This window comes from Thermoleptolyngbya oregonensis NK1-22 (assembly GCF_032705245.1).
Taxonomy (GTDB): Bacteria; Cyanobacteriota; Cyanobacteriia; order Elainellales; family Elainellaceae; genus Thermoleptolyngbya; species Thermoleptolyngbya sichuanensis.
The window spans coordinates 3,794,080-3,806,361 of the sequence record NZ_CP053540.1 but is presented as its reverse complement, the minus strand read 5'-3'; the positions used below and the strand labels follow the sequence as shown (position 1 = coordinate 3,806,361).

Sequence of the window (12,282 nt, the reverse complement as noted above, 5' to 3'; positions counted from 1 at the left end):
AATTTGCCACCAATTTCTCGCCAATTTCGCCTATGTTTTTCTCAGGGTTAGAAAATTTTTGCATCCCTCAAGTTTTACGCCTCTCATGGTTGCGTCCTCTCAAGGGGTGCGCCTCGTCTAGGTTGGGCCCATTTCGTTAGTCGCTGATGCTGTCTCCTTCTTCGCCCGACTCACTCCCAAAGCCGCTGGTTGACCTAGAGCAGCGAATGCGCCCGCTTCTGCCCGCCAGCCTCTATGCCGCGCTGTGGGTCGATCCCACTGCCGACACGCTGATGCAGGTGTTTCAGCATCTACGCACGATGCAGCAGGTGTTGCATGACTACATGCCCCGCCAGGTGTCCGAAGCGCCGCCCCTGCCAGGAGAACTGCGCTATGGCTGGCAGGAGGGGACGCTGCTGTTTACCGATCTGGCGGGCTTTACGCCCCTGCTAGAGGCAAATGCGGATGCGGGGCCGGAGGGCGCGGCGGCGCTGTTGACGCTGATTAACCAATATTTCTCCAGCATGATTGAAATTATCAGCAAGTCGGGGGGCGACCTGCTGGAGTTTACGGGCGATGCCATGCTAGTGCAGTTTTTGCCAGGGCGAGACGGCAGCGATGCGGCGCAGGCGGTGCGGGCGGGCCTGCGAATGCAGCGGGCAATGACCCAATTCACCGCGCTGGACATGCCCCAGGGTCAGTTTTCGCTGGAGATGCGGGTGGGCATCCACTCTGGACGGTTTCTGACGGCGGATATTGGCACGCCAGAGCGAATGGGGCGGGTGCTGCTGGGAAAGACGGTGCAGCAGGCGAAGCGGGCGGAGTCGGCTAGCAATGTGGGGCGGGTGTGCGTGAGTCGGGAAGTGGGCGATCGCCTGGGGAATGAATTTCCGCTCCAGCCGCTTGATGCCCAGCACAGCCTGGTGATTGACCAGCTTAGCCCGGAGGAACTGGGAGAATATGACATCACGCTGCCCCGTCGTCGCATGGCTTCATCGATGCTGATGGATCGCAGCATCCCCGGCCTAAGTGAGGAAATTCAAAAGTCGGTAGGTCTGGTAGAGCCGCTGGCCAGCTACTTGCCCGCGCCGATTCTGAACCTGCTGGTGGAATGCGCTGCTCAGCGTCAGATTCCGCCGGCCTTCCCAACCCCAACGGTGGTCTTTGTCAACCTGATGGGGCTGCCGGAAGCCGTAGATCTGGCCTCGCCTGACGAGTTGGATCTGCTGGTGCGCCGCTATTCGCAAGCGTTTGCGCTGATCCACGCCAGCGTGCGATCGCGCGGCGGCATTTTGCAAAAGGTGACCTATCATTCCCTCGGTTCCGACATGCTGGTCTACTTCGGAGCGCTGGGCAGCCACCCCGAAGATGCGCTGCGGGCGGCAGACATGGCTCTGGAGGTTCGCCAAATCGTCCGCCAGCTTGCACCACCACGGTCTGCGGGTCAGCTTGTGGACATCGCCTGTCGCATCGGCCTCGACCAGGGCCCCGTGTTTGCTGCCGAAATCGGCTCGCCCCGTGCCCGCCGCGAGTTTAATATCCTGGGGGACCCCGTGAACACGGCCGCCCGCCTGATGACCCTTGCCAGCAGTGGACAAATTTTGCTGACGGAATCGGTGTATCGGGCGATCGCCCCCCACTATCCCTGCACGCCCATCGGTGATTTGTTTCTCAAAGGCAAAACCACACCCCAGCCCACCTTTGAGCTTGAATCCCCATAGGACTTCGCAGTTGGACGATTGCTCGCGAGCGCAGCCCGTGAGCAATCGTCCAAAATCCAGAAAACTGATCGCACCAGAAAACTGATCGCAAGCGCGTAAGCCCTGCCCCGATTTGAGACAGAGACACACTAAGCTCCAATCCCAGCTTCAGGCCAAAAAAAATTGTCCTGACTGAAACAGGGGTTGCTATCATTAAGCCGTTTTTCAGAGCAATTTTTGTAGCGCTCTGAAAAGCATGTTTCAGCTCGGCTTGTGCGGATACAGCACGGTTTTTCAGATGGCTTACCCACACGCCAAACTCCAGGTTCAAAGCCGCCTTTACGCTTTCTCTGAGGGCAAATTATAGGGCGATCGCCTACGGATTCAGTTTTATGTCAAAAAGGACACTGGGTTAGTCGAATTAATCGATTGAGATGTTAATTTCATCGCTCCAGATTGGGCAACCTTGCTTTATCACTTTTGTTTCAGACGTTAGATATCAGGAGATATTGGGTTCAACCTTCCAGCAAGGTCATGTCTCGACTCCCTTTCTGAACTTTCCTAGGAGTTCTCAGAAATGCTCTCGGAAGCATGAAATAGAACTCCGAAAAAACTCCGAAATTCCCAATCTGGCAACGCAGAACCCCTTTCCCCCCTCCGTACTTCCTCCCGCTGTTCAAGTTCGTTAGGAAAACAGTTAATGGCTACTCTGATTGGAACCCCCGGCCCGGACTTTTTGCTTGGCACTCCCGATGCTGATCTCATTTTTGGCGAGGATGGAGATGATTACCTCCTTGGCGCTGCTGGCAACGACCAAATTAACGGTGGCAACGGTAACGACCTGCTCCAGGGCAATGCAGGCAACGACCTGATAGACGGCGGCGCTGGCAACGATACCCTCTTCGGCGGCATCGGCAATGACACTCTCAACGGCGGCGATGGCGACGACCTGATCTATGCCGACAGCGGCCTCAACCGGCTAAATGGTGGACAAGGAGCCGATACGCTGGTCGCGGGCACTGGCGGGCGCGATGTCATGACCGGCGGCCCCGGCCGCGATGTGTTTGTCTTGGCCAACGGCACGGGCGGTAGCCGCCGGAGAAACGCCAACGTCATCACCGATTTCAATCCCAACCAAGACCGTATTGGTCTAGCAGGCGATCTTCGCTTCAATAACCTCAGCATCGTCCAGGGCACAGGCAACAACCGCAACAACGTCATCATTCGCAATCGTCAGACGGGTGAATTTCTGGCCATTGTTCGCAATGTGAACGTCAGCCGCCTCACCCGCACCAACGTAGTCGCCTTCCCGCTGCCCCCCCGCGACACCACGCCGCCCAGCGCTGCCAACCTAGTCATCGCCAATCCCAATATCACTGTTGCGGGAGGAACCACCCAGACCTTCACCATTCAATATGCCGATGCGGTTCAGCTCAATAGCCTCAGCTTCCGCAATGGCAACCTGCTCGTCACGGGCCCCAATGGCTTTGCGCAGGGGGCGCAGTTGGTCGGCTTTACACCCGTCGGCAACGGCACCTCCCGCACCGTGACCTATCAAATCACAGCCCCCGGCGGCACTTGGGATGCCAACGACAACGGTACCTACCAGGTTTCGCTGCAAGCCGGACAAATCTTCGACACCAGCGGCAACGCAGCCCCTCCAGCGACGCTTGGCAGTTTCAATGTCAGCGTGCCCATTCCCATCGTACCCGTCAGCGTTGCCGTCTCGCCTGCCAACGTGGTCGAGGACAGCGGCGGCACTCTGGTCTACACCTTCACCCGCACCACCTTCATCCGCAATGCCCTGACCGTCAACTTCACCCTGGGCGGCACCGCCACACGCGGCAGTGACTATAACGTGACGGGAGCCAGCATCACGGGCAATACGGGCACGATTACCTTCGCCCCCAACGTCAGCACTGCCACGATCCGAGTCACCCCCATTGCAGATAACTTGGTCGAGCCAAACGAAACGGTCATCGTAGCGCTGGCTCCCGGTGCTGGCTACAGTCTCGCTCCTGCCAACAGCGCCACAGGCACCATCATCGACGATGAAAGCCAGATCGCACTATCTGTGTCTCCTGCTAGCGTCCAAGAAGACAGCGGCAATGAGCTGGTTTATACCTTCACTCGGACAGGATTTCTAAACCGCAGCATCACGGTGAGCTTTGGGGTGGGCGGCACCGCAGGCTTTGGTGCAACAAGCGACTACACCGTGAACGCACCGCCAGGAACAACATTTACCTATGGCGCATCGGCGGGCACGATTACCTTTGCAGCAGGGGAAAGCACTAAGGTTCTACGGATTCGCCCCAATGCAGACACCGTGGTAGAGCCTGACGAAACCGTGATCCTGACGCTCCGCAGCGGTGCAGGCTATGCTCCCCTGACCACAGCCCCAGTAGTTGGGACCATTCTGAACGATGACAGTTCAATCAGCGTCGCGGTGTCCCCGAACGCGGTACTAGAAGACAGCGGCACGGGAATGGTCTACACCTTCACCCGCACCGGATTCACAGGCAACGCAATCACCGTAAACTTTACGGTCGGCGGCACGGCAACCCTGGGCGGGCCAAATTCGGACTATACGATTACCGGCGCAACGGTCACGGGTGGAACGGGCACCATTAGCTTCGCAGTCGGGGAAACCACCAAGACGATCACCGTCACGCCCACCAGCGATAACGTAGTGGAGCCGAATGAAACCGTCGTGGTTGGGGTGGCGGCTGGCACTGGATACATCGTTGGGGCGCAGGGCACAGCCACGGGCACGATTCAAAATGATGACTCTAGCATCCAGCTTTCCGTATCGCCCAGCAGCGTGCTAGAAGATAGCGGCAACGATTTAGTCTTTACCTTCACCCGTACAGCGTTCCTCGATCGCCCGATTACGGTCAACTTCGGCGTGGGCGGCACAGCCACCTTCAGCACCGACTACACGGTGTCTGCACCCGTAGGCACAACCTTTACCTACACGGCGCTGGGGGGAACGGTGCAGTTTGCGGCAGGCGAATCGACCAAGACGATTCTTGTGAAGCCCGTTGCAGACTCCAACCTAGAGCCGAATGAACTGGTGACGCTGACCCTACAACCGGGGACAGGCTACACGCCCGTCAGCACCACACCAGTCTCCGGCATCATCGAAGACGACGACGCAATCGTGACGCTAACGGTTTCGCCCGACAATGTTTTGGAAGACAGCGGACAGGAAATTGTCTACACCTTCACGCGAGTAGGCGCAACGAGCCGTGAGCTGACGGTGAGCTTCACGGTCGGCGGGACGGCAGTATTTGGCGCGGCGGGCAATGACTATACCGTCGAAGGCGCAGCCAGCTTTAACCCCACGGCGGGCACGATTACGTTTGCGCCTGGGGCGACTACGGCTGTTTTGCGGATTAAGCCTGTGGCGGATCTAGACACAATTGAGCCAAACGAAACCATTAGCCTGACGCTGGTCAACGGGCCGGGCTATACCTCTGGCACGGTCACCCCGCAGGTCAGCACGATCCTCAACGATGACGGCATCGTCACCAACACGAACGACTCTGGAGCGGGGTCGCTGCGCCAGGCGATTATTGCCGCGAACAACAACAACTCCATTGCCAACCCAACGATTACCTTTGCGCCATCGGTAAGCGGCACGATTCAGCTTGCCTCAGCGCTGCCTGACTTGTCGCGCAATATGACGATCGATGGCCCTGGCGCTGGGACGCTTACCATTTCGCGGGATTCGGCCGCAGCAACAAACTTCAGGATCTTTACTCTCCAGCCAGCTATCACAGCAACGATTGAAGGGCTAACCATCTCCGGTGGAAACGTGGCTACAGGAAATGGGGGCGGCATCGCCAACTTGGGCGGCACGCTGAACCTGGAAAACCTAGTTGTGCAGAATAACCAGGCGCAGCTCGGCGGTGGCATCTTCAACCAAGGCGGTACAACAACGCTGCTGAACACAATCGTGAGGAATAATACTGCTGGCAGTGGAACGAGCGGCGCAGGCGGCGGCATCAGCAACCAGAGCGGTACGGTTAACATCCAGGGCAGTAGCCAAATCGTGAACAACACAGCGGCTAGCATTGGTGGTGGCGTTTCCAACGATTCTGGCGGCACCCTGAATGTGACAGGAACCGCAAGTCAGCGAATTCTGTTTTCTGGTAATGTTGCCCAAAACTCGTCAGGCGGCGGCTTGTACAACGCTGGAACGTCCAATATCAACTTTGCCAATTTTGTCGGCAATCAGGCGAGCAATATTGGTATGGGCGGCGGCGGGATTTTCATCGCATCAGGTGGTGTTTTGGCGGTGAATAATTCGATCTTTAATAACTCGCCGCTGAATACGCCAAACAACCTGGCTGGCGACCTGTCTAACTTCAGTGGAACTGGAAACACAGGCATTTAGCCTTCAGCCGGAATCTAACCCTGTATCTTCCCCTCTGTGTCTTCAATCTCTCCCCGCACCCACACAGCGGTCGCGGGAGCCAGCAGCACCCCGTTGCGATAGTGCCCCGTGGCCAGGATGACGTTTGGGCAGGCGCTCAGGCGCTCCAGCACAGGCGCGGGGCGGTTTGCGGGGCGAGGGCGCAGACCCGACCAAGTGTGTTGCACTTCGGCTTGGGCAAGGGCAGGACAGAGGGCGATCGCCCCCTTCCAGACCGTTTTTAGCGCGGCGGGGCTGGCGGCGATCGCCCCTAAACCATTTGCCTGACTAAAACTCGACGCAGACTCCCCTTCTACAAATTCTGGAAACTCGACCGTTGCGCCGATCCAGTATTCTCCCTGGCCCAGCGGCACGACGTGAATATCGTTGCCCGTAATCACAGGCTGAAACGTGCGATCGCCCATTGGTTTCCCCAGTTTCACCCGCATCGCCTGTCCCAAAACGGGGCGGATGTCGATCTGGGGGAGGGGCAGCGCGTCGAGTAGCGGTGTAGTTCCCAGCCCGGAGGCGATCACCACCCAATCGGCCAAGAGGCGATCGCCCTGCACGGTTCGCACGCCCACGCAGCGCCGCCCCGTCGCATCGGCAAATTCTAGCGATGCAACCGGACTCAAAAAATCAAACTGCACGCCGCGCTGTGCGGCCGCTGCCACCAGCGCACGGGTCAAGGCCGTCGGATCAATCTGGCAGTCCTGTGGCGAATAGATGCCCGCTGTGACTGCATTCAGAGAAACCTGAGGACAGCGATCGCCCACCTGAACCGGGGCCCAATGCTCCAGCGTCCAGCCCTGCTCCTGACGGAGGCGGATCAGCGCGTCCCATTTCGATAAATCTGCTTCGTAGGACAGGAGCAAAATGCCCTGCCGATTCACGGGCACTCGCTGCCCGGTCAATTCCTCTAGCTCAGGGAGCCACTGCTGATAACGGCGGAGGCTGGTTTGTCGCAGGTTCCAGGCGCGACCCCTAGCTTTCTGGCTAATCGCGCCCATCAGCACGCCCAGTGCGGCCCCCGTCGAGGCGCGGGCAGGGAGCTGGCGATCGACTACGGTAATCGCCAGACCATTCACCTGGCTTAGCTCGTAGGCAATCGCCGCCCCCACCACTCCGCAGCCCACGATCACCACGCGGCTTTCGTCGGTTGGCACAATCCTACCTGCCTATGAGGGTTTAGCTGGATTATCCTAACCGTCCTGCGTCGTTGGCATCAGATCCAGAAACACCTGAAAATCGCGCAGCGCCTCGTTATAATTCAGCAGCGCCTTTTGAGAGTCGCCCGTCTGGGTCGCTTCGTCGATGGCGATCAGATGACCAAACACGGCCTTGGCGGCATCCAGCGCAGCGGGCTGAGCTTTCTTGGGTTCCAGCAACCGGGCCAGACGGGTCATCTTCGTCCGCAGTTCACCCAGCGGCCCATGAATGAAGGTCTGCACGTCCACCCACTGCTTCTTTTGCACCAGCGGGGGAATTTCCTGCATCCGCACCCGCAGTGCGTCCACATCGCTCACGTATTTTTCAATTTGCGCCAGTTGTTCAGGTGAATAAAGTGGCCCTTTGGCAACGGGGGCGCTGCTACAGCCAATGGACAGGACGGCGATCGCCACCAACACCAAACTGAGGACGCTTCGATACCACTTTTTCATAGATTCCACTCTATTACTTGCCCAATATTTGCCAACGGATTACCCCAGAATACATCAGCCAATGGCGGGATAGTCGCGACATCCCGATAGACTGAACACTGGCTCCGGTAAAGCACTATAAACCACAAGGGGACGAGTGGGAAGGGTTTCGCAGGACGAGAGGGCACTGAATCTGACCGGAACCCTGTGCGTTCCCAAACGGCAATCGAAAATCCAAAATCCAGAATCCAGAATCCAAACAAGTATTTACGCACTTGCGATAAGTTTGCTGGGTTCTGGACGATTTCTCGCGGACGCAGCCCGCGAGAAATCGTCCAACTGCGTAGGTTCTACCAAAATCCAAAACAGAGCGATGAACATGGGAGAGTCTTCAAGAGGGCGGGGGCTATTTGTGGGTCTAACGACGCTCGATCTGATTTACCAGGTCGAGGCCGTGCCCGCCAGCAATCAGAAAGTCGTGGCCCAGGATGTGGCGATCGCCGCTGGGGGCCCCGCAACCAATGCAGCCGTAACCTTTGCCCACCTGGGCGGAGACGCGCTGCTGCTGAGCAGCTTGGGACAGCACCCCATGACTGGGTTAATTCGGGCAGACTTGGCAACTTGGGGGGTGCAGCACCGCGACCTTGACCCAGAGCGGCAGGCCTCGCCAGCGGTGTCGTCCATTTTGGTGACAGCGGCGACGGGCGATCGCGCGGTGGTATCGCGGAATGCCGTGGGGGCACAGGTGGCGGGCGATCGCCTTCCAGCCGACCTGATGCAAGCCCTGAAAGAGCGCAGGTTTGACGTGGTACTGATCGACGGACACCAGATGGCAATTAGCGAGGCGATCGCCCAGCAGTCAAGAGCCTTGGGCATTCCCGTGGTGGTCGATGGCGGTAGCTGGAAACCGGGCTTTGAGGCAGTCTTGCGCCACACGGACTATGCCATCTGCTCGGCCAACTTTTTGCCGCCGGGGTGCGACTCGGCGGATGTGCTGCCCTACCTGCGATCGCTCGGCATTGGCCAGGTCGCACGGACACACGGTTCCCAGCCCGTAGAATATCTCAAGGGCAAACAGGCGGGACGAGTAGCGGTTCCCACCATTTCCCCAGTAGACACGCTGGGCGCGGGCGACATCTTTCACGGCGCATTCTGCCACTTTATTTTGCAACTGGGATTCGAGGCGGCGATCGCCCAAGCAGCCCAAGTCGCTGCCCTCGCCTGCCAATCCTTTGGCCCGCGTCACTGGATGGAAGCACCGCCGCACCAGAAGAACCCCGGCTTCCTCAAATCGGACTGATCGCAAAGGAATGATTGCAAAAAGACCGCCTGAGACTAATCCACATTCAGAACTGGCGGCGCAGCGGGTTTGTTCCATTCCGTTTCTGCGGGCGGCGACACTCGCACCCAGGAGATGCCCATTACCAGCCCCAAAAAGATTCCCAGCATCAGCATCCAAATATGAGACGGGTCTAGCGAACACAGCAGGCGGCGATCGCCACTGTACACTTGAACCGACCATCCTCCATCTGTCACTTGATCGGGCAGATTCTTCATCGCAATCACCTTTGGTAAAAAGAGGGCAGAACGAGTGAGGGCAGACGCAGAAAACACCAGTCACCATCGCGTCTATTCCCCAGACTAGATATAAATTCAATTCATGAAAAGAGGTTTTGTATATAGCCTTGCTTTATGTCTGATAACGCCTGCTTAAGCTTTAGTTCAGAATTGGGCAAACCCGTGCCCTATAATTGACGAGCCGTTCTATGCTGATGCAGTAGCGGCTTGCAGTAGCGACTTGCAGTAGCGGCTTGCCGTAGCAGCTTGCAGTAGCGGCGAAAACGCTCGCCCATGCCCAAAAAACGCGAAAGGAGACGTTGTGATCCAGGCAAACCCTGCGGAATTGATAGATGGCCATCCCTTGGAAGACCTATTGGCGATCGCCCGTGCGTTGGGCTGGGGTGCAGCAAAAATTCTGCGGGCGTATTATCGGGGGGAACCGTTTCAGGATGGCACGGCCCGCAATCTCGATATCCAGAACGAAAAAGACGGCCCGGTGACCGCAGCCGATCTGGCAGTGAACAGCTTCGTACTCGGCAGACTGCACGATTTGCTGGGCGATGAGCAGTTCGGCTATCTCAGCGAAGAAACCTACAAGTCCCAAGCCTCTGCCGCGCCGTTCCCCCAAGACTGGGTGTGGATTCTCGATCCACTCGACGGCACGCGAGATTTCATTGACAAAACGGGGGAATATGCCTTTCACCTGGCGCTGGCCTATCGCGGTCGCCCGGTGCTGTCGGTGGTCACCTGCCCAGAGCTAGAGCGGCAGTATTTCGCCACCCTTGGCGGTGGGGCATTTGTGGAAACGCCCGATGGAAAGGTGGAGCGGTTGCAGGTGTCAGCGTGCGATCGCCCTGCCGATTTGGTCGTGGTGGTCAGCCGCACCCACCGCGACGGACGGCTGAATGCCCTGCTGCAAAAGCTGCCCTGCCAAAACCAGCTCTCCGTAGGCAGCGTCGGCGGCAAAATCGCCGCGCTGGTCGATCGCCGAGCCGACCTCTACATCTCGCTCTCCGGCAAGTCTGCCCCCAAGGATTGGGACATGGCCGCCCCCGAACTCATCCTCACCGAGGCAGGCGGCAAATTTACCCACTTCAGCGGCGAACCCTTGCGGTATAACACGGGCGATGTCAACCAGTGGGGCGGGCTGATGGCCTCCAACGGTCGCTGCCACGAAGCCCTCTGCGCCGAAGCCACTCGCATCCTGGCAGAAATCGACGGTCTCTCCTGAACCCCGCTGCTACGCAGAATCTTCACAGTCCTGACACCTGCCATTACAGAAGCTTTGCCCCCGATCCCCTGTTTTCGCCAGAAGATCGATCTGTAGGGGCGGAACCTGGGTTTACTAAGGCTAGGAAAACCGTTCCTATCACACGGATCTGGTCAGAATTCAGCAGCAGAGGTTCACTACATGGTTTGGGCGCTTCCTGGTCGCGCCAGCGTCTCTACGCAAGCGCTGGTCGATCGAATTTTGTCTTCGGGGCAAATGACCCGCAAAGAGCATCTCCAGCTTGCCGCCACGATCCTGTCCGATCAGCGCTTGACCCAAGCGGAGCGCTATCACATTAGCCGCGTGTTTGACGAGTTGCAAGCCGGCCGCGTGATGCTGGTCGATTAGACGCTAAATCGGATCTGGATAGGAACTGGATAGGAATTGGATTGGGGACTGAGTTTCGGGCTGGATTGGGGACTGGATTGAGGATTGAGTTACAGGCTGGATTGGGCGATCGCCCAACGCAAGTTATCCCCCGTTCCAAGCCGCCCTATGGCGGATCAGCAGCAGGCCAACGGGTTGCTTCTGCTAAGCTCTGGGTGTAGGTTTATCGTTTCCGTCATTCCGAGGGTTTTGGCGCTGTGCCCCACGCATCATCCGTCCCCATGCCACCAGTCACCCTCATCGTGACGCAGCGTGAGCGATTTAGCCCCAGCCAAGTGTCGTTGGACAGCCTGCTAGCCAGCTATGGCGATTACCCGTTTCGGCTGATTTATGTAGACGGCAACTCGCCTACCCCGGTACGCCACTACCTGGAACGCCAGGCCGCTACCTATCCCTGGATGATGCTGATTCGTCGGGAGCGATACTTGCGGTCGAACGAGGCGCGAAACCTAGCGCTGCCGTGGGTGGAGCGTCCAGAATACGTCGTGTTTTTGGATAATGACGTGGTGGTGCAGCCGGGATGGTTGCGATCGCTCGTTTTGGCGGCCGAGGCAGAACACGCTGCCATCACTGCGCCGCTCATTTTGCAAGGCAATCCCCATTCCGACAGGCTAGAGATTCACGTCGCGGGTATTGCCACCCGGTTTCACCCCCGTCGCTGGGGCAAGCGCTGGTTCGAGCAAAAGCAACTGATGGCGGGCGTGCCGCTCGCTCAGGCAGAACCCCAACTGCGGCGACAGGAGGTGGATTCAGCCGAGTTTCACTGCCTGATGGTGCGCTGGGATGTGCTGCAACGGGTGCGGCTGGATGAACGGTTCGACAGCCTCGCCAGCCACACGGATGTATCCTTTCAGGTGGCAGCGCTGGGCGGTAGGCATATTCTGGAGCCATCTGCCCGCGTGATTTTTTTGAACCCGGAGCTAGTGCCCCAGTTTGACGCAACAGACTTGCCGTTTTACCGATTCAAATGGAGCGAGGGCTACACGGCGCGAAACTTTGCCCATGCGGTGCGGAAATGGGGGCTGGCGGCGGATGACCCCAGCATTGGGTCGATCTGGCGGTGGGTGATCAAGAATCGGCAGATTCCAGCACGGCTATCGGTGCAGGACGGGAGTTTGGAAGAGCGGCTGTTGACGCTGTGTGGCGATCGCCGCTGTCCTGGCTGGCTGCGAATGGCGATCGAGGGCTGGGTGCTGCGGGCGAACTTCCCATTAGAGGGCTTCCCGGTCGCCAAGCCAAACGCGAGCGTGTCGCGAACAGATCAAACGGGGCAAACTCAAACGGGGCAAACTCAAACTTACCAAACTTATCAAACTTAAACTTGCCAAA

The 12,282-nt window shown here is 58.3% G+C and carries 9 protein-coding genes; 6 read left to right on the top strand and 3 right to left on the bottom strand.

What is annotated here, in order from left to right; translation table 11 throughout:
- The first annotated feature begins 146 nt into the window (after window positions 1-146).
- On the top strand, window positions 147-1,700 hold the full coding sequence (locus tag HNI00_RS16080) for an adenylate/guanylate cyclase domain-containing protein (protein ID WP_316787571.1): 1,554 nt from the start codon (window positions 147-149) through the stop codon (window positions 1,698-1,700).
- Between the two features lie 679 nt (window positions 1,701-2,379).
- Window positions 2,380-6,078: a Calx-beta domain-containing protein gene (locus tag HNI00_RS16075; RefSeq protein ID WP_316787570.1), complete on the top strand. Its 3,699-nt coding sequence runs from the start codon at window positions 2,380-2,382 to the stop codon at window positions 6,076-6,078.
- A 14-nt stretch (window positions 6,079-6,092) separates the two neighbouring features.
- Here HNI00_RS16075 and HNI00_RS16070 read toward each other — a convergent pair whose 3' ends face one another.
- Window positions 6,093-7,262, bottom strand: a complete 1,170-nt coding sequence (locus tag HNI00_RS16070; RefSeq protein ID WP_316787569.1) for an NAD(P)/FAD-dependent oxidoreductase — start codon at window positions 7,260-7,262, stop codon at window positions 6,093-6,095.
- Between the two features lie 36 nt (window positions 7,263-7,298).
- Complete coding sequence (psbQ, locus tag HNI00_RS16065) at window positions 7,299-7,757, bottom strand: photosystem II protein PsbQ (RefSeq protein ID WP_172358300.1); 459 nt, start codon at window positions 7,755-7,757, stop codon at window positions 7,299-7,301.
- A 358-nt stretch (window positions 7,758-8,115) separates the two neighbouring features.
- Here psbQ and HNI00_RS16060 point away from each other — a divergent pair, with 358 nt between their 5' ends.
- A complete protein-coding gene (locus tag HNI00_RS16060) occupies window positions 8,116-9,036 on the top strand; it encodes a PfkB family carbohydrate kinase (protein ID WP_316787568.1) in 921 nt (306 codons plus the stop codon).
- Between the two features lie 35 nt (window positions 9,037-9,071).
- Here HNI00_RS16060 and HNI00_RS16055 read toward each other — a convergent pair whose 3' ends face one another.
- On the bottom strand, window positions 9,072-9,293 hold the full coding sequence (locus HNI00_RS16055) for a hypothetical protein (RefSeq protein ID WP_316787567.1): 222 nt from the start codon (window positions 9,291-9,293) through the stop codon (window positions 9,072-9,074).
- Window positions 9,294-9,615: 322 nt separating this feature from the next.
- Here HNI00_RS16055 and HNI00_RS16050 point away from each other — a divergent pair, with 322 nt between their 5' ends.
- The 3 genes from HNI00_RS16050 to HNI00_RS16040 all read left to right on the top strand — a co-directional run bounded on the left by HNI00_RS16050 (window position 9,616) and on the right by HNI00_RS16040 (window position 12,272).
- The gene (locus tag HNI00_RS16050) at window positions 9,616-10,527 is read left to right on the top strand and encodes a 3'(2'),5'-bisphosphate nucleotidase CysQ family protein (RefSeq protein WP_316787566.1); all 912 of its coding nucleotides are present in this window, start codon (window positions 9,616-9,618) and stop codon (window positions 10,525-10,527) included.
- A 180-nt stretch (window positions 10,528-10,707) separates the two neighbouring features.
- On the top strand, window positions 10,708-10,914 hold the full coding sequence (locus HNI00_RS16045) for a hypothetical protein (RefSeq protein WP_172358303.1): 207 nt from the start codon (window positions 10,708-10,710) through the stop codon (window positions 10,912-10,914).
- Between the two features lie 260 nt (window positions 10,915-11,174).
- A complete protein-coding gene (locus tag HNI00_RS16040) occupies window positions 11,175-12,272 on the top strand; it encodes a glycosyltransferase family 2 protein (protein WP_316787565.1) in 1,098 nt (365 codons plus the stop codon).
- Window positions 12,273-12,282: the final 10 nt, after the last annotated feature.

Coding starts and splice junctions, on each gene's coding strand:
- HNI00_RS16080 (WP_316787571.1), top strand. CDS start 147: ATGCTGTCTCCTTCTTCGCCCGACTCACTCCCAAAGCCGCTGGTTGAC.
- HNI00_RS16075 (WP_316787570.1), top strand. CDS start 2,380: ATGGCTACTCTGATTGGAACCCCCGGCCCGGACTTTTTGCTTGGCACT.
- psbQ (WP_172358300.1), bottom strand. CDS start 7,757: ATGAAAAAGTGGTATCGAAGCGTCCTCAGTTTGGTGTTGGTGGCGATC.
- HNI00_RS16060 (WP_316787568.1), top strand. CDS start 8,116: ATGGGAGAGTCTTCAAGAGGGCGGGGGCTATTTGTGGGTCTAACGACG.
- HNI00_RS16055 (WP_316787567.1), bottom strand. CDS start 9,293: ATGAAGAATCTGCCCGATCAAGTGACAGATGGAGGATGGTCGGTTCAA.
- HNI00_RS16045 (WP_172358303.1), top strand. CDS start 10,708: ATGGTTTGGGCGCTTCCTGGTCGCGCCAGCGTCTCTACGCAAGCGCTG.
- HNI00_RS16040 (WP_316787565.1), top strand. CDS start 11,175: ATGCCACCAGTCACCCTCATCGTGACGCAGCGTGAGCGATTTAGCCCC.